We start from the raw sequence: 21,558 nt of genomic DNA, 5'->3' as shown, positions 1-21,558 counted from the left end.
GGAACGGGGCTCTAGGCTGACACCGCCGAGCCCACTTCAGAGGCCACGTGAAACTCCACGTTCACCTGGCCGCTTCCGCTCGACGGGAAGTAGTCGCAGAGTTGTTCGGCTGGGCCACGGAAATCGTACCAGCCGAGCGCCGCGAACAGCATGATGGTGTCGGCCATCCCGCCTTCGCCGTGACACCGCGTTGCGTAATCGGGAAGCATATCGAGAAACTCCCTATAGCGACGCTGCTGCCAAAGCTCCAGCACGCGCAGATCGACCTGGCGGTTGAACTCGCTGGCGATCGATGTCCAGGCTTCGGGGCCGAGCTTCTTGTTCGGCAACAACCGATGCGATAGCGATCCGCTGGCAAGCAGCGCAACCCGCTCGCCGGACCGCGCGATCGCACGGCGGGTCGCTTCACCGAGCAGCCGGCTCTCCTCCATCGATGTGAATAGCGGCGACGCGACCGAGACCACCTTCGCCCAGCCCTCCGGGTTGAGGTAGTGCATCGGGACGATGGTGCCGTACTCCAGACCAAGGCTTTCGACCCGGTGCGCCATCACGTTGAGGCCGACGCTTGCCGCCTCCTGCGCAATCGCTTCTGCCAGCGCGCTATTCCCCGGCAGATCGTAGCCCAGATCCTTGATCATCTGCGGCGCCTCGTGGCTCGTGAACGAGCCGCGATGCCGGGCATTGGCGTTGATGTGGTAGCCGAAATTCGATAGCCAGTGGGTATCAAACACCACAAAGGTCGATACCCTGCGTTCCCTGGCGCGGCGGCCGAGTTCTCGCAATGCTGCGACCGCGCCGGCCCTCACATCGTGCAGCGGATGATCGGCCGGCTCCGACAGCATCAGAGACGGCACATGGCTGACCTTGGCGGCCAGTACGAGTTCGCCCATCAAAGCCATATCCTCTTCCCGGTCAGGCCGCCTTGGTGACAACGTAGCGGAAGGCGTTCAAGATGCGCAGCAAAAGCACGATCGAGACGTTGCCCTTGCCGGCTTCTATGAGCGCAATATAGCGCTGCGACACGCCAGAGCGGCGGGCCAGTTCGCGACGCGTCATGCCGGCATTCGCCCGCGCGCCGCGGACAGCCGCGCCCAGTTGCAGCAGGAAATCACTTTCGGAGAACGGTGCGCCGTCAGGCGCGGAAGTGCGTACCGATCGGTCGATGGAGGAATGATTCCCGGTCACGACGTGCCCCTTTATGATCGCTCATCATCGACCAGCGGAATTTGCTGTCCTTGATGCGGATCAATGACAGGGACCGGCGGGGCGCGCCGTTCACCGCACCGAAAATGGCGCCTGGTAGGGCCGGCCGAACGGCACGCCGTTGACCACGGTCTGAACCGGCTTCAGCTGCAGATTGCCGTCGCGCTTGTTGTTGCGGGTATCGAGGAAGGTGACCGGGCCTTCGACGAGGTCCATGATCGCGACATCGCCGGGCGCGCCACGCTGCAGCGTGCCGATCTTCGGGGCGCGGTTGATGATCCGCGCCGGCACCGAGGTCGCCATCGCGACGACCTGATCCAGCGAGGAGCCCATCGCCAGGAACTTGCTCATCACGTTCGGCAGGAACGGGATGCCGGGCGAATTGCCCGAGAAGACGTGGATGTCGGAGGATATCGTATCCGGCGTGCAGCCCGCGGGGATCGCGATCTCCGCCACCGTGAAATCGAAGCTGCCGCCGCCATGGCCGACATCGAACAGCACGCCGCGCTGCTTGGCCGCGAGCGCGGCCGGCAGCAGCTTGCCGTCCTGCACGATGTTGGTGAAGGCGCCGGACATGTTCGGCGCACCGGAATAGGCGTGGGTGAGGATATCGCCCGGCCGCAGCAGATCGAGGATGTCGGACATCAGCTCCCTGGTCTCGACGCCGCCGATATGCACCATCATCCGCGCCGGCCAGCCGCACATCTCGCAGGCCTGGATGCCGCGCTTCAGCGGCTCGATGCCGTGTTTGAAGATGACGTTCTCCGACATCCGCACCTTGACCCCGATCAGGAAGTCCGGATTTTCGGCGAGCGCCATCGCGCAGGCTTCGACCTGGGCATTGTCGATGTTGTAGAGCTCGGCCACCGGGAAAGCCGACAGGCCGTTATTGGCGATGTGGACGAAGGCGTAGATTCGCGCCCGCGACTGCGCCACGATGAAACGCCGCAGCGCCGCGAGATTGTTGACGCCGGCATCGCCGGCCGAGACCACGGTCGTGGTGCCCTGGAATTGCACCAGCTCGTCGGCGGGAATGCCGATCGCCGATCCATAGGGATAGACGTGGCAGTGCAGATCGACGAGGCCGGGCATCACGAGCCTGCCCGATGCGTCGATCGTCTTGGCCGCGCGCGCGGCGGGGATCTCGTCTTCGATGGCTTCGATGAAGCCCCAGCGGATGCCGATGTCGCGCTTGCCGCGCAGCGACTGGCTGGGATCGATCACGTCGCCGCTCTTGATCACGAGGTCGAACTTGTCGTCCGGCCCCATCGCCGCAGCGGCCGGCCCTGCAATGGCGGCGGCAGCGGTCGATCCCGTGGCTTTCAAAAAATCCCGGCGCGAAAATCCACTCACGGCACCGTTCCCCCGACCATTGATTTTTATGGCGCGATGATGCGTCGGACCCGGTGGTTAGGCAAGTCCGCCTGAACAACCGTTCAGAAAACTCCGCCGGTTCCTGAGGAACGTTTCGATGCCTGCCCGGTTGCTTCCTCGCATCATTTGAGGAGGATGAAATGAAAAAGATTGGTTTTGTTCTTGCGGCGATTGGTACGCTTGCAGTGGCCGTTCCGTCGATCGCGAGCGCCGAGACCGTCGTGATCAAGCGCGGCCACCATCACTGGGATCGTGGCTGGGGCGCGCGCGCCGAGATGCGCCACGACCGTGGTTGGCATCGCGGCTGGCATCACGACCATGACCGCACCGTCGTGATCCGGCGCGACCGCTACTAACCGCCGACAAGAGACCGACACAACGGAAAATGGCTCCTTACGGAGCCATTTTCTTTTTCAACATCTGCGTCGGATGGTCGACGGCTCAATCCCACGCCGGCGCAAAGCCCGGATTGACGCAGCGCATGTCCTTGGGCAGCGCGGCGATCGCCTTGCGGTCGTCGGCATCGAGTTCGACCTTCAGCGCATCGAGATTGGCCTGCTGGCTTTCTGCGCGCGAGGCTTTCGGGATCGCCGCAACGCCGTCCTGATCGAGCAGCCATTTCAGCGCCACCTGCGCCGCGGTCGCACCATGCTTGCGGCCGATCTTCGCCAATGTCTCGTCGGTCGCGAAACGGCCCTGCGCCAGCGGACAATAGGCCACCAGCGGGATCGATTTCGCGGCAAGATATTTCCGCACCGGCGTCTGGTCCAGCATCGCGTGATACTCGATCTGATTACAGGCGATCGGCGCCTTGATGTCCTCGACCACGGTCTTGAGCAGCGCAGTGGTGAAATTGGCGACGCCGATCGCGCGGGTGCAGCCCTCTTCCTTCAGCCGCATCAGCGTCTCGAACACGGCAGGCAGCTTCATGTTCCGCGACGGCCAATGCACCAGATAGAGATCGACGTGATCGAGCCGCAGCTTGTTCAGGCTGGCGTCGAACGCCTTGCGGATCGCATCCGGCGCCAGGTTCTCGTGCCAGACCTTGGTGGTCACATGCAGGTCCTTGCGCGCGATCTTCGAAGCCGCTATCGCCTGTCCGATCGCCTCTTCATTGGCGTACATCTCGGCGGTGTCGATGTGTCGGTAACCGAGCCCAAGCGCGCTCTCGACCGCCGCACGGCAGACATCGCCCTGCATGCGGAAGGTGCCGAGCCCGAGCTGCGGCAGGCTGATGCCCTGTATTTGCAGATTTTCCATGGGATAGCTCCTGACGCGTGGGACGCCGAGGAAATCGACGACGTCACGCCAGCAAATCGGCTGTAAGGAATGAAATTGGCAGAACTGCCAGGCGACAGTCTGCCCGCAAACCGGTCCGTCGGGCAAGGCACCCCGCAATCAAGATGTCGCGACGGGATGAGGGACGGATCTAGATGTGCTGCGCCAGGATCTGGCCGGGCCGCGCGTCCGGCCGCGGCTCGATGTCGACCGACCAGAGATCGTGGTTGTCGACGTCCTTCAGCGTCACCTTCATCACGCCGGTCTTGCCGTCGATGTCGACGCGGCCGAAGAATTGCAGGCCGAAGCACGGCGCGAGGTTGTCGCCCTGCTCGGCCGAGCAGCCCTTCTGGTACATCGCCTTCGGGCCAAAGGTGTTGTCGAGCTCGCCGGGCGACCAGGTGCCGGCATGCAGCGGGCCGGAAACGAATTCCCAGAACGGCTCGAACTCCTGGAACACCGCCCGGTTCGGATCATAGTGATGCGCGGCGGTGTAGTGCATGTCGGCGGTGAGCCACACCGTGTTGCGGACGCCGGCGCGCTTCATGAAGGACAAGAGATCGGCAATCTCGTGCTCGCGCCGCTCGGGCGGCCCGTCGCCGAGCGCGACGGCATCGAGGCTGACGAGCCCGATCGGCAGGTCGGCCGCGATCACCTTCCAGATCGCGTCCGACGCCACCAGCTCCCGCTTCAGCCAGGCAAGCTGGCCCTCGCCGAGAATGAAGGCCTGGTCCGGATCGCCCTGCTTGTTCCAGCTCGAATCGCGGTAGGAGCGCATGTCGATGATGAAGACGTCGAGCAGCGGCCCATAAGGGATCTTGCGATAGACCCGGCCGTCGCGCTCCGGCATCAGCCGCATCGGCATGAATTCATGGAAGGCACGGCGCGCCCGCGCCACCAGGCGCGAGCTGCCGTCCGCGTCGTAGCCGGTCGAATCGGCGGTGCCGATCGGCGACCAGTCGTCGGCCACCTCATGGTCGTCCCATTGCGCAAACATCGGCACTTCGGCGTGGAAGGCGCGGAAATTCTCGTCGAGCCAGTTGTATTTGTAGTTGCCGCGAAACTCCTCGAGGCTGCGCGCGACGACGGATTTCTCCGCGGTGACGATGTTGCGCCAGACCTCGCCGTTCGGCAGCTTCTGCTCCGCCGGCACGGTGCAATCGGCGTAGATGTGATCGCCGGAGTGGATGAAGAAATCCGGGCGCTCGTTCAGCATGGTGTGGTAGCTGCGCAGACCGCCGCGCGCAGGGTCGATGCCCCAGCCCTGCCCGACGACGTCACCGGACCAGACGAAGGAGACTGAGCGGCGATCGAGCGGCGCGGTGCGGAAGTGCCCGACGCGGCTCTCACCGGCAACGCCGTCGCGATCCTCGAAACGCACGCGATAGAACAGGTCCTGGCCCGGCGGCAGATCATCGAGCAGGAGTTTCGCGGTGAAGTCGCGCTCGGGCAGCGCATCGGCGCACGCGGTGCGCAGGATGGTGGCGAAGTTTTCGACGGAAGCGCATTCGATCTGCATCCGCGCGGCGCGGTCAGTGCGGGCCCAGATCACGGCGGAATCGGTGGCGATGTCGCCGGACTGGATGCCCGCGATCGCGGGCCGATCCGCCGCGCGGCTGAGATAGGGTCTCGCCAGCGCGCCCAATCCCGCCAGCGCGGCCGTGGACGCCGAGCGCACCAGAAGCTGACGCCTTGTGAGGCCTCGCCGCCTCGCGGAGATCGCTGTCGGCATCCCGTAACCTTCGCCATATCCTGACGAGGGTTTTGCCTGCGCCGTTTGACTCCGGGCTTACAGTTTCTTGACTCTCCGCCGACGGTTTTGCGACGGCGGGATGACTCAGCGGGGAGCGGCGATCGGAGCCACAGCGCCCGGAAAGCTAGACCCGTCATCCCGAGGAGCGCGCTCTTGCGCGCGTCTCGAGGGATGCACGGCCGCGCTCGTGGCCGATTCATCCTTCGAGGCTCGCTCCGCTCGCACCTCAGGGATGACGGGTTTGGGTACTGGCGGGATGTACGTGGAGATCGGCGCGAGAGCGCCGACTCTCACCGCTGCCAGTTGCAGATGCCGCCGGTCCGGCACGGCCAGGTCTGGATCCGGGTGTCGCGGGCTTCCGCGTCGAGCGGGTTCGAGTGTCGCCGCGCGAGCTTGGCGCGGGCGGGAACGTGCGTAGCGGCACGCTTCCGCTCTTGCGGCGCGGTAACCCGGGTGGTCCACAAGGGCTTCTGCTGCTCGACCGTCGGCTCCTCGACCTTGGGCTCGGCGGCTGCATGCTGATCCGGCCCGTGGTCGGTCTTCGCTTCGACCGGAAGCGGCTCGAACTGCGCGGGCGGGCCGAGCGGCTTCGGCGACAGCACGGCCCGGGAGAGATCGAGGCTGAAGAACTCGCTCGGACGATAGTCGTCGGCCAACGCCACGCCGGCCAGAGCCAAGGACGCGGTACAAACTGTTGCAACGAAAACGCTTTTCAGGACCGTCAAAAGGGCCTCCTGAAATCACTCGAACAGAACAGCCATCATGTAGGAACCCGGCCGCGCGATTCCAGCCGCTGATTGCGGGCAGGGTTACCGGTCAACCACGGGAACAGCGGAAAGTTCCCGCTGCCCCCGCCCTGGCCTATTCAGCCGCCTGCGCCAGCGGCTGGCCGATCGCGCGCTCCAGCCGCGCGCATTCGGTGCGGTAGCGGGCGACGTTGCCTTCCTTGATGTGGCCATAGCCGCGGACGAGGTCCGCAGCCTTGGCCAGCGCCACGAGGCGCGGCAGGTCGAGCGGCTTGTTGCCGCCGAGATGACGCAGGATCATCGCCGAATACTCCACCGGCAAGGCGCGCTCCATCTTGCGCTCGGCGGTGTAGCCGAAGATGTCGAACGCGGTGCCGCGCAGGCCCTTCAACCCCGCGAGCAGGCCGAACGCCTTGAAGATCCACGGCCCGAACTCGCGCTTCTGCAAGCGCCCGGTGACGGGATCGCGTTGCGCCAGCAGCGGCGGCGCCAGCAGCACCTTCAAGCCGGAATTGCCCTCGAACTGCTCCCGCAGGGCCTTCGTAAACTCGCCGTCGGAATAGAGCCGCGCGACCTCGTATTCGTCCTTGTAGGCCATCAGCTTGAACAGGCCTTTCGCAAACGCCTCGGTCAGGTCCTGCGAGCCCGGCGCCGCCGCGGTCTCGGCCGCGCGGACGCGCGCGACATCGTCGAGATAGCGTTTGGCGTAGGCCGCGTCCTGATAGTCGGTGAGGAATTTGGCGCGGAACGCGATCGCCTCGTCGAGCGTCTTCTTGGCCGGCGCGGAACCTGCGCTCTTGAAGCGCGCAGCGCTGACCACGCGTTGCAGATCGTGCGCGGCAAGCCGGCCCCACGAGAACGCGGTCTTGTTCATCTCGATCGCCGCGCCGTTGAGCTCGATCGCCTTCAGGATCGCCTCCAGCGACAGCGGGATCGCGCCGCGCTGGAACGCGAAGCCGAGCATGAACGCGTTGGTGGCGATGCTGTCGCCCATCAGCGCGGTCGCCAGTCCCGTGGCATCAAGGATGTCGAGATCGTCAGGCCGCACCGCGCCGTTCAGCGCGTCGCGCATCGAGCTGGCCTCGAAATCGATATCGGGGTCGATCACGAAGCTTGCGGTCGGCAGCAGGTCGGCGTTGACGACGGCGCGGGTGACGCCACGCTCGGCACGGCTCAGTGCCGGCACGCTGGTGGCGACAACGAGGTCGCAGCCCAGGATCAGGTTGGCATTGCCGGGCGCGATGCGGACCGTGGTCAGCATGTCGGACGCCGGCGCCAGCCGGACATGGCTCATGACAGCGCCGTTCTTCTGCGACAGGCCGGTGAAGTCGAGCGTCGAGCAGGCGAGCCCCTCGACATGCGCGGCCATGCCGAGCAGCGCGCCGATGGTGATGACGCCGGTGCCGCCGATGCCCGTGATCAGGATGTTGTAGGGCGCGCTCAGGGCCGCCGCAGGCGGGTTCGGCAGGTCGGCGAACAGCGCCTTGGGATCAGCGGCCGTACGGTCCGCCTTGCGCAGCTTCGGGTCCTGCACCATCACGAAGCTCGGGCAGAAGCCCTCGATGCAGGAGAAATCCTTGTTGCAGTTCGACTGGTCGATGCGGCGCTTGCGGCCGAGCTCGGTCTCCAGCGGCTGCACCGAGACGCAGTTCGACGCCACCGAACAGTCGCCGCAACCTTCGCAGACCCGTTCATTGATGAAGACGCGCTTGGCTGGATCGGGAAACAGCCCGCGCTTGCGGCGGCGGCGCTTTTCGGCGGCACAGGTCTGGTCGTAGATCAGGACGGTGAGGCCCTCGATCTCGCGCAAGGTGCGCTGCACGGCGTCGAGCTCGCGGCGATGATGGATGGTGGCCCCGGACGGGAAGTAATTGGCAGGATATTTGTCGGGATCGTCGGAGACGATCGCGAGCTTCCTGGTGCCCTCGGCCCAGACCTGATGCGCGATCTGCGACACGGTGAAGCCGCCTTCGGCGGGCTGGCCGCCGGTCATCGCGACCGCGTCGTTGTAGAGGATCTTGTAGGTGATGTTGACGCCGGCCGCAGCCGCCGCGCGCAGCGCCAGCAAACCGGAATGCGTGTAGGTGCCGTCGCCGAGATTCTGGAACACATGCTGTTCGCTGGTGAACGGCGCCTGCCCGATCCAGCTCACGCCCTCTGCGCCCATATGTGAGATGGTCTGGGTGTTGCGGTTCGGCACCGACAGCGCCATGCCGTGACAGCCGATCCCGGCCATGGCACGGCTGCCCTCGGGGATCTTGGTCGACGAATTGTGCGGGCACCCCGAGCAGAAATACGGCGTGCGCGCCAGCTTCGCGGCGCCGGTGCCCTCGGCCGGGCGATCGAACGCCTCGAGTTTGGCGAGGCGCTGCTCCAGCAGCGGGCTGCGGTGACCGAGCTTACGCAGCCGCGCGACGACGGCGGCCGCGACCATGGTCGGCGTCAGTTCGCCCTCGCTCGGCAGCAGCGGTGCGCCGCTTTCGTCGCGCTTGCCAACCACAGAGGGACGCTTCGATGCGTCCATGTTGTAGAGGATGCGAACCAGCTGGTCCTCGATGAAGCCGCGCTTCTCCTCGACGACCAGCACGTCCTGCAAGCCTTCCGCGAAGGCGCGCGCGCCGTTGGCTTCCAGCGGCCAGGTCAACGCCACCTTGTAGATGCGCAAACCGAGGTCCTGCGCCTCGGCATCGGTGATGCCGAGATCGGCGAGCGCCTGGCGCAGGTCCAGATAGGCCTTGCCGGTCGCCATGATGCCGAGCCGCGCCGGCTTTGAATCCAGCACGATGCGGTCGAACCGGTTGGCGCGGGCGAAGGCCGCGACCGCCTCCATCTTGGGCCCGTGCAGCCTGCGTTCGGCTTCGAGCGGCGGATCCGGCCAGCGGATCGAGAGGCCGCCGGGCGGCATCTCGAAATCGTCGGGCATGATGATCTTGATGCGATCGGGATCGCTGACGATCGAGGCCGAGCTCTCCACCGTCTCGGAGATCGCCTTGAAGCCGACCCAGCAGCCGGAATATCGCGACAGCGCAAAGCCGAGAATGCCGAGATCGAGATAGTCCTGCAGCGTCGCCGGATTGACCACCGGCATCAGCGCCGAGGCGAACACCTGCTCGCTCTGGTGCGCAAGCGTCGAGGACTGGCAGCCATGGTCGTCGCCGGCGAGCGCGATCACGCCGCCATTCGGCGAGGTGCCGGCGGAATTGGCGTGCTTGAGCGCGTCGAGCGAGCGGTCGACGCCGGGCCCCTTGCCGTACCAGATGCCGAACACGCCATCGACCTTGGCCCCGGGGAACATGCCGACCTGCTGGCTGCCCCACACCGCGGTCGCCGCCAGGTCCTCGTTGAGGCCGGGAACGAAGGCGATGTCATGCTCTTTGAGGAACGATTTCGCCCGCCACAGCGCGTGGTCGTACATGCCGAGCGGCGAGCCGCGGTAACCGGAGATGAACCCGGCGGTGTTCAGCCCGTGCGCGCGATCGCGTTCGCGCTGCAACATGGGCAATCGGACCAGAGCCTGGGTACCGGAGAGGAAGATTCGCTTCGTGTCCAACCGGTACTTGTCGTCCAGTCCAACGTCCATCAACGCCATCAGTTTCCCCGTCAGTCAGCCACGCCGGTCCGAACCGGTCTCATTGTCTGTCCATGATCATGCATCAGCATGCACTGATTTTGTTATGCATCAACAGCCCCGTTTCCATGGTCGCAGCACATATCTCGTTGTGCGGTGTTGTTGCTCTGCGAGGCCCTGCTGCTCTGCGAGGCTTGCCGAACCCCGGCATCTTTGAAACGGTGGCGCGCAAAGGGAGACCAAGGATGATTAAAGTCGAATCCGCGTTCACGACGGAAATCGTGGAGAATGGCGATCTGCTGGTGGGTCCCTGGCGCAGCCCGAAGCAGATGCTGCAGGCCCAGACCTACGACTCCCACGCGTCGATCCACGACGACGCAACCGCGCAGAAGCTCGGCTTCCGCGGCGGCACCATCGAGGGACCGACCCATTTCAGCCAGTTCGCGCCGCTGTGCGAGCGGATCTGGGGCCGCGCCTGGTTCATGACCGGGTGCCTGTCGGCGCACTACCGCAATCCGGTATTCGAGGGCGAAGAGGTGCAGGCCCAGATCGAGAAGCCGAAGCCGGGCCAGACCGTTTGCGCGATCGGCATGATCAAGCGCGACGGCACCGAGATCCTGCGCGGCACCGCCTCGATCGACGGCGATGGCAGCGAGACCGCGCTGAGCCACCGGCTCGGCGAATTGAAGCCGCTGACCGATCCGGTGATCCTCGCCGACATCAAGGTCGGCATGAAGACGCCGCGGCAGGCCATCAAGATGGATTTCGACCAGAACATGGGCGATCTCTACCCGTTCTCGCTGACCGACAAGCTCAAGGTGATCACCGAGCCGTCGGACTATTATTCGCTGGAGCACAATCCCTGGGGCCGCGCCGTCATCCCGATGGAGATGCTGAGCGTGCTGTTCCAGTACCGTGCGCGCGAGGACAGGCTGCCGGTCCGCGGCCCGGCCGTCGGGCTGTTCGCCGATCAGGAGATCCGGCTGCTGCGCGGGCCGCTGTTCCCGGGCGAGACCTATTGGGTCGAGCGCGAGGTCGTGGCGCTCTCCGGCAGCAAGCGCACCGAAAGCATGTGGGTGCGCTCGACCGTATACGATGCCGACAACGCCGTGGTCGCGACCATGCTGCTCAACGGCGCCAGCATGAAGGACTCCTACGCCAACTACGCCAGCGAACACAAAGCCCTCTACGGCTGAAGCGACAGCCGCCGCCAGACAACGCTAATATTGCAAGCCGCCGAACCAAGGACAACAACAATGGCCCGCCTGCCCTATCTCGAAGCCGACCAGGTCGCAGCTGAGTATCGCGACATGCTCAAGCGCAACACCAATCTGCACAAGCTGCTGGTGAACTCGCCGGACATGGCGCGGGCCTTCAACGGCATCGGCGGCTATATCCGCTTCAAGAGCAAGCTCGACCCGCGGCTGCGCGAGCTCGCGATCCTGCAGGTCGGCTGGCTGGAGAAGTCCGAGTACGAATTCACCCACCATGTGAAGATCGGCAAGGAGTTCGGCGTCACCGATGAGGACATCAAGGGCCTGATCGCGGAAACCGACGGCAAGCCGTCGCAGCTCGAGCCGCTGGCAAGAGCGATCCTCAGGGGCGCCCGCGAGATGGTGCGCGAGCTCGCGATGTCGGAGGCGACCTTCGCCGAGATCAAGCAACATCTCTCCGACGAGCACATGACCGACCTGGTGTTGACCATCGCATTCTACTGCGCAGTCGTGCGGGTGCTCGCCACCATGCAGATCGACAATGAACCCAGCTACAAAGAGGTACTGCAGCAGTACCCGATCCCGGGAGTGAAGTGACATGCGCCTGCAAGATCGCGTCGCCATCGTCGTCGGCGCCGGCCAAAGCCCCGGCGAGGGCATCGGCAACGGCCGCGCCACCGCGCTGACCTTCGCGCGCGAAGGCGCAAAGGTACTGTGCGTCGATCACAACCTGGATTCGGCGCAAGAGACCGTCGATCTGATCGTGGCCAAGGGCGGCACGTCGGTTGCCTTCAAGGCCGACGTCACCAAGAATTCCGACATCAAGGCGATGGTGGCGGATGCGCATGGCCGCTGGGGCAGCGTCGATATCCTGCACAACAATGTCGGCGTCAGCCTCTCCGGCGGCGATGCCGAGTTGCTCGACATATCAGAGGAAGCATTCGACCGCTGCGTGGCGATTAATCTGAAGAGCTGCATCCTCGCCGCCAAGCACGTGATCCCGATCATGCGCCAGCAGCAGAGCGGCTCGATCATCAACATCTCGTCGATGGCCGCGATCACGACCTACCCTTACGTCGCCTACAAGGCGACCAAGTCGGCGATGATCGCCTTCACCGAACAGCTCGCCTACCAGAATGCGCAATATGGCATTCGCGCAAACGTGATCCTGCCCGGATTGATGAACACGCCGATGGCCGTCGATACGCGCGCCCGCGAATTCAAGAAGAGCCGCGCCGAGGTCGAGGCCGAGCGCGACAGCAAGGTGCCGCTGCGTCACAAGATGGGCACCGGCTGGGATGTCGCGAATGCCGCACTATTTCTCGCGTCCGATGAAGCGAATTTCGTGACCGGTGTCACGTTGCCGGTCGATGGCGGCGCAAGCGTGCGGCGCGGTTAATCGAGACGATTAACCTGTGTGACAATTCGGGATTAATCTCTGTGACGAAATCACGCGTTGTTGCGCCGCAATGATTCGAAAAAATTGAAGTATTCCAATGACACGGCGATGTGACGGCGCGTCCACATAAATCGAAATCCTGACTCGTTGTGGTCGCACGAAATTCATCTGCGCTCTGTATCTCGCACGCCAAGAACTTCCGGAGTGCCTGGACCAATGAGCGAAGAATTCGAACTCAGACCCGATCAGTGGGATGCGCTGAAAGCGCTGCGGGCTCCCGCAGCAAACCCTTCACGTTTGAACCGGTTTGCCGTCGAAAGCCTGATCACGCTCGGTTATGTCGCTGTACGAGGCGACGCGTTTGAGCTGACGCCCGCGGGCCGCAAGGTGCTGGTCCGCGGTTCGTCACTTCTGCTGCTCGATATCGCAGCCTGACCTCTTGCAGTATGAGACAAAGGTTACACACGCGGCATCATGCCGCGTGTGCCTTTCCGGGGATCGTCGCCTCGCCGTGCTGCGTCAGCGGCTTCATGCCGGTGAGCGTGCGCAACAGCACATAGAACACCGGCGTCAGGAACAGGCCGAACACCGTGACGCCGATCATGCCGGAGAACACCGCGACACCCATCGCGCGCCGCATCTCCGAGCCCGCACCGGTCGACAGCACCAGCGGCAACACACCCATGATGAACGCCATCGACGTCATCAGGATCGGCCGCAACCGCAGCCGGCTGGCCTCGATCGCCGCTCTGATCGGCGAGCGTCCGGCGAATTCGAGCTCGCGCGCGAATTCGACGATCAAGATGGCGTTCTTGGCCGACAGGCCCACCAGCACGATCAGGCCGATCTGGGTGAAGACGTTGTTGTCGCCCTTCGACAGCCAGACCCCGAACATCGCCGCCAACAGGCCCATCGGCACGATCATGATGATCGACAGCGGCAGCGCCAGGCTCTCATAGAGCGCGGCCAGCACAAGGAACACCAGCAGGATCGCGAGCGGGAACACCCAGATCCCGGAATTGCCGGCGATGAACTCCTGATAGGTCAGGTCGGTCCATTCGAAGGCAAAGCCCGGCGGCAATACTTCGGCCGCGATCCGCGTCGCTGCCTCCTGCGCCTGGCCGGAGGAATAGCCCGGCGCGGCAGCGGCGTTGATATCAGACGACAGGAAGCCGTTGTAGCGAATCGCGCGCTCCGGCCCCGCGCTTTGGCGGACCTTCAGCAAGGCCGACAGCGGCACCATGTCGCCCGACGACGAGCGCACCTTCAACTGCCTGATGTCGTCGGCACGCGCGCGGAACGGCGCGTCGGCCTGCACATAGACCGAATAGGTGCGGCCGAATTTGTTGAAGTCGTTGACATAGTAGGAGCCGAGATAGATCTGCAGGGTGTTGAAGACTTCGGTGACCGGCACGCCGAGCTGCAACGCCTTGGTGCGGTCGATGTCGGCGAACAGCTGCGGCACGTTGACCTGGAAGCTCGAGAACACGCCGGCGATCTCCGGCGCCTTCTGCATCGCGGTCATGAACGCCTTGGTGGCGTCGTTCAACGCCTCATAGCCGAGGCCGGCGCGGTCCTCGATCTGCAGCTTGAAGCCGCCGATGGTGCCGAGGCCGTTGACCGGCGGCGGCGGGAACATCGCGATGAAGGCATCCTGGATGCCGGCATATTTCTTGTTCAACGCCGCCGCGATCGCCGGACCGCTCAGCGAGGGATCCTTGCGCTCGTCGAACGGTTTCAAGGTCGAGAACACGATGCCGGCGTTGGAGGAGTTGGTGAAGCCGGAGATCGACAGGCCCGGGAACGCCACCGAGCTTTCGACGCCCGGCTGGGTCAGCGCGATCTCGCTCATCTTGCGGATCACTTCCTCGGTGCGGTCGAGCGTGGCGCCATCAGGCAACCGCGCAAAGCCGACCAGGTATTGCTTGTCCTGGCCCGGCACGAAGCCGCTCGGCACCTGCTTGAACAGCACGCCGGTCACGCCGATCAACAGCACATAGAGACCGATCACGACGGCCTTGCCATAGATCACCTTGGTGACGGTACGGCCGTAGTTCGCGGACGACTTGGTGAACACCTTGTTGAAGCCGCGGAAGAACCAGCCCAGCGACCTCTCCATGACCCGGGTCAGCCAGTCCTTCGGCTCGTGATGGCCCTTCAGAAGCAGTGCCGACAGCGCCGGCGAAAGCGTCAGCGAGTTGATCGCCGAGATCACGGTCGAGATCGCGATCGTCAGCGCGAACTGCTTGTAGAACTGTCCGGTGAGGCCGGAGATGAAGGCGAGCGGCACGAACACAGCGATCAGCACCAGCGCGATCGCGATGATCGGGCCGGACACTTCGCGCATTGCCTGGTTGGTGGCGTCGCGCGGCGACAGGCCGGACTCGATGTTGCGCTCGACGTTCTCGACCACCACGATGGCGTCGTCGACCACGATGCCGATCGCCAGCACCAGGCCGAACAGGCTGAGCGCGTTGATCGAGAAGCCGAACACGTGCATCACCGCGAAGGTGCCGACGATCGACACTGGAACCGCGATCAGCGGAATGATCGAGGCGCGCCAGGTCTGCAGGAACAGGATCACGACCAGCACGACGAGCGCGATCGCCTCGAGCAGCGTATGGATGACGGCCTCGATCGACGAGCGCACGAACTGGGTGGGATCGTAGACGATCTGGTACGACACGCCTTCCGGCATGTTCTTCTTGATCTCGGCCATCGTCGCGCGGACATGATCAGAGATTTCCAGCGCGTTCGAACCAGGCGCCTGGAAGATCGGGATCGCGACCGCCTGCTTGTTGTCGAGCAACGAACGCAGGCCGTATTCGGAGGCGCCGAGCTCGATCCGGGCAACATCACGCAGCCGCACCACCTCGCCGGCGGAGCCGGTCTTCACCACGATGTCGCCAAACTGCTCCTCGGTCGACAGCCGTCCTTCCGCGTTGACGGAGAGCTGGAGGTCGATGCCCTTGACGCTGGGCGAGGAGCCGACCACGCCGGCCGCGGCCTCGACGTTCTGGGCCTGGATCGCGCGCACGACGTCGCTCGCGGTCAGCGAATGCTCGGCGGCCTTCTGCGGATCGACCCAGACCCGCATCGAATAGTCGCCGGCGCCATAGAGCTGGACGTCGCCGACGCCGTCGATCCGTGCCAGCCGGTCCTTGACGTTGAGCACTGCGTAATTGCGCAGATACGTCATGTCGTAGCGATTGTTCGGCGACAGCAGATGCACGACCATGGTGAGGTCGGGCGAGCTTTTCTTGGTGATGATGCCGAGCTGGCGGACCACCGCCGGCAGGCGCGGCTCGGCCTGCTGCACGCGGTTCTGCACCAGCTGGGTCGCCTTGTCGGGGTCAGTGCCGAGCCGGAATGTCACCGTCAGCGTCATCGCGCCGTCGGTGGTCGCCTGGCTCGACATATAGAGCATGCCCTCGACGCCGTTGATCTGCTCCTCGATCGGCGTTGCCACCGTCTCGGCGATCACCTTCGGATTGGCGCCGGGATAGGTCGCGCGCACCACGACCGACGGCGGCACCACATCGGGATATTCCGAGATCGGCATCGCCACCAGCGAGATCAGGCCCGCCAGGAAGATCAGGATCGATAGCACGCCGGCAAAGATCGGCCGGTCGATGAAGAATTTTGAGAGATTCATGGCTCCGCCCCCGCGCGCAGCGCCTAGCGCTGCACGACGTGCTGGTTGGTTTCAGTGGATGCCTGCTGCATGCCGCGCGCGCCCATCTCGGCGACTTCCATCTTCAGAAGTGCGCCGGGACGCACGCGCTGCAGGCCGTTGACGACGATGCGGTCGCCGGATTTCAGGCCGGCGGTGACGATCCGCAGGCCATCGACCGCGCCGCCAAGCGTGACGGAGCGATAGACCGCGCGGCTGTCGTCGCCGACCAGCATAACGAACTTCTTGTCTTGGTCGGTGCCGACGGCGCGTTCGTCGATCAACACCAGGGTCTGCTGCTTGGGCTGGCCCATGCGCACGCGGGCGAACTGTCCGGGGATCAGGCGGCCGTCGTCGTTCTTGAACACGGCACGGACTCGGATCGTGCCACTCTGGCCGTTGACCTGGTTGTCGATGAGCTGGATATGCCCCTTGGCGCTGAGGCCGCCCGAGGTGACCATGTCGACCGGGATCTGGTCCAGATTGCCGCGCTTGCCGGAGGCATCCGCGATCGAGTTCAGCGCGCGCAGCACGACTTCCTCGTCGGCATCGAAGCTCGCATAGATCGGATTGACCGAGACCAGCGAGGTCAGGACCGGCGACGATGTACCCGCGGCGACGAGATTGCCGACGGTGACCTCGATCCGGCCGACCCGGCCATCGACCGGTGCGCGGACCTCGGTGTAGTCGAGATTGAGCTTTGCGGTCTGCAGCGCGGCTTCAGCCGCCTTGACGTTGGCGATCGCCTCGCGATTGGCGTTGTCGCGCTGGTCGAAATCGCGCTTGGTGACGATGTTGTTGCCGACCAGCTGCGCGCCGCGCTCGACCTCGCTCGTGGTGAACACGACGCGGGCCTTGGCCGCCTCGAGCTGGGCCTGGGCGCGATCGACCTCGGCCGCGTAGGGCGCAGGATCGATCTTGAACAGGATGTCGCCGGACTTCACCAGCGCGCCCTCGGTGAAATTGGTCGAAAGGATCGCGCCAGCGACCCGCGGCCGGAGCTGGACGCGGTCGACGGCCTCGAGCCGGCCCGAGAAGTCATCGAACAGGGTGGTCGGCCGCGGCTGGATCACGGCGACAGTCACCGGAACTGCCGGTTCGGGCGCGGCGGCGGTGGCGGTCGCCTGCGCGGCATGGAAATAATGGCCGGTCGCGATCGAACCGGCGGCGGCCACGGCGCCCAGGATCACGACGCCGCCGACGACGCGTCGGAAACGGCCGGAACGGGGATTTTGGGTTGACGAGGGCATTCACGCGCTCCAGAGATCTGTAGTGTTCGCTACAGATGTGGAGCTGGACGCCGGTTCGCAAGATACTTATGTATCAGACACTATGAAATTATTATCTCATTCATGGGGAAATGGGAAGCCGCGGAAAAACTACTGGTGCAACAAGAGGATAAGCTAGGGACAGTCCGTCACAGAAACGGCCCCCCGCTTACGGAGCAACGAAAAATGGGAATGGGACGCCCCCGCGCCTTCGACGCGGACGCCGCTTTGGACCGGGCCATGGACGTGTTCTGGCGCCACGGATACGAGGGCGCGACGATCGCGCAGCTCACCGAGGCGATGAGCATCAATCCTCCGAGCCTGTATGCCGCCTTCGGCAGCAAGGAAGGCCTGCTCAAGGCCGCGCTCGACCGTTACACCGAAAAGCGCGACGCCTGGATGGACCGGGTGGTCAGTTCCCCGACCGCGCACGAGGTGGCCGAACGATTTCTGATGGAGCATGCGGACGCCCAGACCGACCCCGCCAACCCGCCCGGCTGCCTGCTGGTCCAGGGCGGCCTTGCCTGCGGCACCGGCTCGGAGAACGTTCCGTTCGAGCTGGCGGCGCGTCGCACCCGCACCGAGGACCAGCTGCGCGAACGCTTTGTCCGCGCCAAGGCCGACGGTGACCTCGGCGAGAGCGTCGATCCGGCCACGCTTGCGCGCTTTCTCTCCGCGGTGACATCGGGCATGTGCGTGATGGCCTCGTCGGGCGCGAACCGCGAGACGCTGCGTGAGATCGCGGCGGTGTCGCTGAAGGCGTTCGAGGAGCAGACCAAGGGCTGAGCCGCTTCAGCAAGAATTTCGGCGCAGCCGTCGTAAGTCACCTCGCCCCGCTTGCGGGGAGAGGTCGAATTCGAGCGCAGCTCGAATTCGGGTGAGGGGGACTCACCGCATATCTCACGCTCACCGTCATCGCGGCACGACCCCTCACCCCGACCCTCTCCCCGCAAAAGCGGGGCGAGGGAGACAAGACATCACCACATCGTCTGCCGCGCGCGCTCCGGCCATTCCCGATCGTACTTCTCGCCGCCGACCGTGTGCTCGCTCATCTCGGCAAGGATCTGGCCCGGCGTCGGCAGGGTTGCCGGATCGATTCGCTTGTCCGGATTCCAGAGGTCGGAGCGCACGATCGCGCGGGCGCACTGGAAGTAGATCTCCTCCACATTCATCACGATGACAGTGCGCGGCGCCTTGCCTTCCATCATGAAGGAGGCCAGCAGCTCCGGCTCGGCCGTAATGAAGGCGCGGCCGTTGACGCGCAACGTGCTGCCCGATCCCGGGATCAGGAACAGCAGCCCGACGCGGGGATCGCGCACGATGTTGCGCAGCGAATCGCAGCGATTATTGCCGCGGCGATCCGGCATCATCAGCGTCTTCGCATCATGGATGCGCACGAAGCCCGGCAGGTCACCGCGCGGCGAGCAATCGAGCCCTTCGGGGCCGGAGGTCGCCAGCGACACGAACGGTGATTTCTCGATGAGCACACGATAGAGCGGCGTCACGTGATCGGCGACCTTCACGGTCGACGCGTCGTTCGGGAAACCGTAGATCGCCTCAAGCTGCTCGATCGTAGAGATCACCGACATCAGTGCTGTTCTCCTTTGTGGCCACTCGTGTGCTGTCACTCGTCCCAGCGTTCGCCCTTGATGATGCGGACGAGCTGTCGCGCGTGATACTCGGCGGTGCCGGAATTGACGATGGTGAAATCGGGCGTCGAGGTGCTCTCGTCGACGGTGCGGGCCAGCCGCTGCGCGAGCAGGCCGTCGCTGCTGCGCGCCCGCATCGAGAGCCGGGCGGCCAGCACGTCCGGCGGCGCCGTGACCAGCACCACAACGGCACTGGCATAGTTGCGGCGGGCGGCCGCGATCACCATGCGCGAGACGTTGGCGATCACGGTACGTCCGGCGCGGATATCGTCGTTGATGGCCCGCGACAGCGCATAGCGATGGCCATGCGCTTCCCAGTGCATGGCGTAGTCGCCGGCGGCAGCCGCTTGCTGGAAAGCCTCCGCGCCGATCTCCTCATTGTCTTCCGACGCCGAGGCCTGGCGGGTGATCAAGCGGCGCGGAAACACGACGTCGCGATCATCGGCGCAGGCCGCTTTCGCCAGCCCAAGCAGCGTATCCTTGCCGGCGCCGCTCGGTCCGACCACCAGGATCAACCGGCCCGGCCCGATCGCAGCGCGCTGCTCGGCGATCACGGACGCTTCGGTCACGCGACCCTCCCCCCTTCGCGCCAGACGCTGCGCACCACCGGCAGGTCACGCGCGACGTGCACGCGGATCAGATCGGCGCGCCGGCCGACCGCGATCTCGCCACGATCGGACAGGCCGACCGCTTCGGCCGGCGTCTTGGTCACGGTGCGCACGGCGGAGGCAAGGTCGATCGCCGGCACATGCCGCGGCAGTTGCAGCGCCGCCATCAACAGGCTCGACGGAATGTAGTCCGACGACAGGATATCGAGCATGCCCTCATTGGCGAGATCGACGGCGGCGATGTTGCCGGAATGCGAGCCGCCGCGCACCACGTTCGGCGCACCCATCAGGATGTCGATGCCGGCGGCGTGCAAGCCCCGCGCGGCTTCCATCGTGGTCGGGAATTCCGCGACCGCGACCCTGTCGTTGACGGCGTCGACCACGTTCTCGTCGGTGGTGTCGTCGTGGCTTGCCAGCGGGATCTTGTACTCATGGGCCAACGCGACGATCGCGCGGGTGTTCGCAACGGCATATTCCTTCTGATAGGCGAAGCGCCGCGCGAACAGCACGTCGAGCTGGGCGTCGGTCATGCCGCCGCCCTTGCCGCGGTAGTAATCGCGCAGCTTGACCTCGTCGCGGAACTGGCGTTGGCCCGGCGTATGATCCATCAGCGACATCAGCCGCACATCCGGCCGGTCGATCAGCTCCTTGGCCTCGGCGACGACGTCAGGCATCGGCACCTCGCAGCGCAGATGCAGGAAGTGATCGGCCCGCAACAGATTCTCCTCGCGCGCCGCCGAGATCGCCGCCGCCAGCACGCCGGCGCGGCCGTCGACATCCTCCGCGCCGTCCTCGCGCCAGACCCGCAGCGAGTCCAGCACCGTGGTGATGCCTGAGGTCGCGAGCTGCCCGTCATAGGAAATCACGGCAGCGACCGGGTTCCAGAACACCTTGGGCCGCGGCACGTAGTGCATCTCGAGATGGTCGGTGTGCAGCTCGATCAGCCCGGGCATCACGAGGTCGCCGCCGGCATCCTCGGCGGCCTCGGGCGCCCTGCCCTCGCCGAACTCCGCGATCTTGCCGTCAACGATAGCCACCCAGCCCTGCTCGATCACGCGATCGGCGAGGACCAGCCGAGCGTTGCCGATGATGGTGTCTTGCTTGGCAGTCATTTCAAACGGTCCTTCAGGCAGCAGCAGCGAACGAGGTCACATCGACGATGCGATCGGCAATCAGATGACGGATTTCGTCGTCATGGACAATCGCGACCATCGCGACGCCCCTGGTCTTTTTCTCCGCAATCAGCTCGACCACCACTGCGCGATTCGCCGCATCGAGCGAAGCGGTCGGCTCGTCCAGCAGCAGGATCGGCAGGTCCGAGATGAAGCCGCGCGCGATGTTGACGCGCTGCTGCTCGCCGCCGGAGAAGGTCGAGGGCGGCAGGGACCAGAGCCGCTCCGGAATGTTGAGCCGGCGCAGCAGCTTCCCTGCGCGCTCGCGGGCTTCCTCGCGCGCCACGCCATTGACGATCAGGGGTTCGGCGACGACGTCGATGGTCGCCACCCGGGGCACGGCGCGCAGGAACTGGCTGACATAGCCGATGGTCGAGCGGCGGATGCTCAGCACCTGGCGCGGCTCGGCGGTCGCAAGGTCGATCACCTTGCCGTGGTGGCGGATGCCGATTCGGCCGCTGTCGCAGCGATAATTGCCGAAGATCATCTTCAGGATCGAGGATTTGCCGGCGCCCGACGGGCCCGACAGCACCACGCATTCGCCGGGATCGGCGTGGAACGAGACGCCGCGCACCACGGGCAGCTCGACGCCGCCCTGCAGATGCATGGTGAAAGTCTTCTCGGCGTTGGCAAGTTCGATCATCGCGGTCATT

At 65.1% G+C, this 21,558-nt stretch carries 19 protein-coding genes; 6 read left to right on the top strand and 13 right to left on the bottom strand.

Annotated features, from left to right (window positions below; genetic code table 11):
• Window positions 1-11: 11 nt before the first annotated feature.
• The 3 genes from hpaD to CK489_RS19180 all read right to left on the bottom strand — a co-directional run bounded on the left by hpaD (window position 12) and on the right by CK489_RS19180 (window position 2,556).
• Window positions 12-890, bottom strand: coding sequence for a 3,4-dihydroxyphenylacetate 2,3-dioxygenase (gene hpaD, locus CK489_RS19190; RefSeq protein WP_095733716.1), 879 nt, complete (start codon window positions 888-890; stop codon window positions 12-14).
• Window positions 891-912: 22 nt separating this feature from the next.
• Complete coding sequence (locus CK489_RS40880; protein WP_143278188.1) at window positions 913-1,185, bottom strand: helix-turn-helix domain-containing protein; 273 nt, start codon at window positions 1,183-1,185, stop codon at window positions 913-915.
• A 90-nt stretch (window positions 1,186-1,275) separates the two neighbouring features.
• On the bottom strand, window positions 1,276-2,556 hold the full coding sequence (locus tag CK489_RS19180; protein ID WP_095733315.1) for an amidohydrolase family protein: 1,281 nt from the start codon (window positions 2,554-2,556) through the stop codon (window positions 1,276-1,278).
• A gap of 161 nt (window positions 2,557-2,717) precedes the next feature.
• On the opposite strand from CK489_RS19180, the gene CK489_RS19175 reads away from it, so the two are divergent.
• Entirely contained in the window at window positions 2,718-2,933 is a 216-nt protein-coding gene (locus tag CK489_RS19175) for a hypothetical protein (RefSeq protein ID WP_050630900.1), read from the top strand.
• Window positions 2,934-3,018: 85 nt separating this feature from the next.
• Here the strand turns inward: CK489_RS19175 and CK489_RS19170 are convergent, their stop codons facing one another.
• The 4 genes from CK489_RS19170 to CK489_RS19155 all read right to left on the bottom strand — a co-directional run bounded on the left by CK489_RS19170 (window position 3,019) and on the right by CK489_RS19155 (window position 9,943).
• Entirely contained in the window at window positions 3,019-3,837 is an 819-nt protein-coding gene (locus CK489_RS19170; RefSeq protein WP_095733314.1) for an aldo/keto reductase, read from the bottom strand.
• Window positions 3,838-4,006: 169 nt separating this feature from the next.
• Complete coding sequence (locus CK489_RS19165) at window positions 4,007-5,587, bottom strand: alkaline phosphatase D family protein (protein WP_095733313.1); 1,581 nt, start codon at window positions 5,585-5,587, stop codon at window positions 4,007-4,009.
• A gap of 311 nt (window positions 5,588-5,898) precedes the next feature.
• A complete protein-coding gene (locus CK489_RS19160; protein ID WP_245350461.1) occupies window positions 5,899-6,324 on the bottom strand; it encodes a hypothetical protein in 426 nt (141 codons plus the stop codon).
• A 145-nt stretch (window positions 6,325-6,469) separates the two neighbouring features.
• Entirely contained in the window at window positions 6,470-9,943 is a 3,474-nt protein-coding gene (locus CK489_RS19155) for an indolepyruvate ferredoxin oxidoreductase family protein (RefSeq protein WP_095733312.1), read from the bottom strand.
• A 224-nt stretch (window positions 9,944-10,167) separates the two neighbouring features.
• On the opposite strand from CK489_RS19155, the gene CK489_RS19150 reads away from it, so the two are divergent.
• The 4 genes from CK489_RS19150 (at window position 10,168) to CK489_RS19135 (ending at window position 12,970) form a co-directional block, all read left to right on the top strand.
• Window positions 10,168-11,118 carry a hotdog family protein gene (locus CK489_RS19150; protein WP_095733311.1) on the top strand — a complete coding sequence of 317 codons (951 nt, stop codon included), beginning with the start codon at window positions 10,168-10,170 and terminating at the stop codon, window positions 11,116-11,118.
• 60 nt (window positions 11,119-11,178) lie between these two features.
• Window positions 11,179-11,733 (top strand): carboxymuconolactone decarboxylase family protein, encoded by a 555-nt coding sequence (locus CK489_RS19145; protein ID WP_095733310.1) that lies wholly within the window; start codon window positions 11,179-11,181, stop codon window positions 11,731-11,733.
• 1 nt (window position 11,734) lies between these two features.
• Complete coding sequence (locus CK489_RS19140) at window positions 11,735-12,535, top strand: SDR family NAD(P)-dependent oxidoreductase (RefSeq protein WP_050630896.1); 801 nt, start codon at window positions 11,735-11,737, stop codon at window positions 12,533-12,535.
• Between the two features lie 216 nt (window positions 12,536-12,751).
• On the top strand, window positions 12,752-12,970 hold the full coding sequence (locus CK489_RS19135) for a hypothetical protein (RefSeq protein ID WP_050423097.1): 219 nt from the start codon (window positions 12,752-12,754) through the stop codon (window positions 12,968-12,970).
• A 37-nt stretch (window positions 12,971-13,007) separates the two neighbouring features.
• On the opposite strand, the gene CK489_RS19130 is transcribed toward CK489_RS19135, so the two are convergent.
• Both CK489_RS19130 and CK489_RS19125 read right to left on the bottom strand, forming a co-directional pair.
• A complete protein-coding gene (locus CK489_RS19130) occupies window positions 13,008-16,190 on the bottom strand; it encodes an efflux RND transporter permease subunit (RefSeq protein WP_095733309.1) in 3,183 nt (1,060 codons plus the stop codon).
• A 23-nt stretch (window positions 16,191-16,213) separates the two neighbouring features.
• On the bottom strand, window positions 16,214-17,458 hold the full coding sequence (locus CK489_RS19125; protein WP_050630894.1) for an efflux RND transporter periplasmic adaptor subunit: 1,245 nt from the start codon (window positions 17,456-17,458) through the stop codon (window positions 16,214-16,216).
• Between the two features lie 204 nt (window positions 17,459-17,662).
• On the opposite strand from CK489_RS19125, the gene CK489_RS19120 reads away from it, so the two are divergent.
• On the top strand, window positions 17,663-18,262 hold the full coding sequence (locus CK489_RS19120) for a TetR/AcrR family transcriptional regulator (protein ID WP_095733308.1): 600 nt from the start codon (window positions 17,663-17,665) through the stop codon (window positions 18,260-18,262).
• A gap of 191 nt (window positions 18,263-18,453) precedes the next feature.
• Here the strand turns inward: CK489_RS19120 and CK489_RS19115 are convergent, their stop codons facing one another.
• The 4 genes from CK489_RS19115 to phnL are packed head-to-tail and all read right to left on the bottom strand — an operon-like array spanning window position 18,454 to window position 21,557.
• Window positions 18,454-19,065, bottom strand: coding sequence for a pyridoxamine 5'-phosphate oxidase family protein (locus tag CK489_RS19115; protein ID WP_095733307.1), 612 nt, complete (start codon window positions 19,063-19,065; stop codon window positions 18,454-18,456).
• A gap of 35 nt (window positions 19,066-19,100) precedes the next feature.
• Entirely contained in the window at window positions 19,101-19,694 is a 594-nt protein-coding gene (phnN, locus tag CK489_RS19110) for a phosphonate metabolism protein/1,5-bisphosphokinase (PRPP-forming) PhnN (RefSeq protein ID WP_095733306.1), read from the bottom strand.
• A complete protein-coding gene (locus CK489_RS19105; protein ID WP_050627646.1) occupies window positions 19,691-20,845 on the bottom strand; it encodes an alpha-D-ribose 1-methylphosphonate 5-triphosphate diphosphatase in 1,155 nt (384 codons plus the stop codon). Before CK489_RS19105 ends, phnN begins: the two co-directional genes overlap by 4 nt.
• A 13-nt stretch (window positions 20,846-20,858) precedes the next feature.
• The gene (gene phnL / locus CK489_RS19100) at window positions 20,859-21,557 is read right to left on the bottom strand and encodes a phosphonate C-P lyase system protein PhnL (protein ID WP_050627647.1); all 699 of its coding nucleotides are present in this window, start codon (window positions 21,555-21,557) and stop codon (window positions 20,859-20,861) included.
• Between the last annotated feature and the right edge of the window lies 1 nt (window position 21,558).

This window comes from Bradyrhizobium sp. UFLA03-84, from assembly GCF_002289535.1.
GTDB classification, from domain to species: domain Bacteria; phylum Pseudomonadota; class Alphaproteobacteria; order Rhizobiales; family Xanthobacteraceae; genus Bradyrhizobium; species Bradyrhizobium viridifuturi.
Note: the sequence above shows the minus strand (reverse complement) of the source record. Positions and strands in the feature narration are given on the sequence as shown.

What these genes read in the sequence shown, in the direction of transcription:
- CK489_RS19175 (WP_050630900.1), top strand. Translation starts at nt 2,718, where the DNA reads ATGAAAAAGATTGGTTTTGTTCTTGCGGCGATTGGTACGCTTGCAGTG.
- CK489_RS19165 (WP_095733313.1), bottom strand. Translation starts at nt 5,587, where the DNA reads ATGCCGACAGCGATCTCCGCGAGGCGGCGAGGCCTCACAAGGCGTCAG.
- CK489_RS19140 (WP_050630896.1), top strand. Translation starts at nt 11,735, where the DNA reads ATGCGCCTGCAAGATCGCGTCGCCATCGTCGTCGGCGCCGGCCAAAGC.
- CK489_RS19155 (WP_095733312.1), bottom strand. Translation starts at nt 9,943, where the DNA reads ATGGCGTTGATGGACGTTGGACTGGACGACAAGTACCGGTTGGACACG.
- CK489_RS19130 (WP_095733309.1), bottom strand. Translation starts at nt 16,190, where the DNA reads ATGAATCTCTCAAAATTCTTCATCGACCGGCCGATCTTTGCCGGCGTG.
- phnL (WP_050627647.1), bottom strand. Translation starts at nt 21,557, where the DNA reads ATGACCGCGATGATCGAACTTGCCAACGCCGAGAAGACTTTCACCATG.
- CK489_RS19125 (WP_050630894.1), bottom strand. Translation starts at nt 17,458, where the DNA reads ATGCCCTCGTCAACCCAAAATCCCCGTTCCGGCCGTTTCCGACGCGTC.
- CK489_RS19105 (WP_050627646.1), bottom strand. Translation starts at nt 20,845, where the DNA reads ATGACTGCCAAGCAAGACACCATCATCGGCAACGCTCGGCTGGTCCTC.
- hpaD (WP_095733716.1), bottom strand. Translation starts at nt 890, where the DNA reads ATGGGCGAACTCGTACTGGCCGCCAAGGTCAGCCATGTGCCGTCTCTG.
- CK489_RS19120 (WP_095733308.1), top strand. Translation starts at nt 17,663, where the DNA reads ATGGGAATGGGACGCCCCCGCGCCTTCGACGCGGACGCCGCTTTGGAC.
- CK489_RS19115 (WP_095733307.1), bottom strand. Translation starts at nt 19,065, where the DNA reads ATGTCGGTGATCTCTACGATCGAGCAGCTTGAGGCGATCTACGGTTTC.
- CK489_RS19135 (WP_050423097.1), top strand. Translation starts at nt 12,752, where the DNA reads ATGAGCGAAGAATTCGAACTCAGACCCGATCAGTGGGATGCGCTGAAA.
- CK489_RS19170 (WP_095733314.1), bottom strand. Translation starts at nt 3,837, where the DNA reads ATGGAAAATCTGCAAATACAGGGCATCAGCCTGCCGCAGCTCGGGCTC.
- CK489_RS19150 (WP_095733311.1), top strand. Translation starts at nt 10,168, where the DNA reads ATGATTAAAGTCGAATCCGCGTTCACGACGGAAATCGTGGAGAATGGC.
- CK489_RS19145 (WP_095733310.1), top strand. Translation starts at nt 11,179, where the DNA reads ATGGCCCGCCTGCCCTATCTCGAAGCCGACCAGGTCGCAGCTGAGTAT.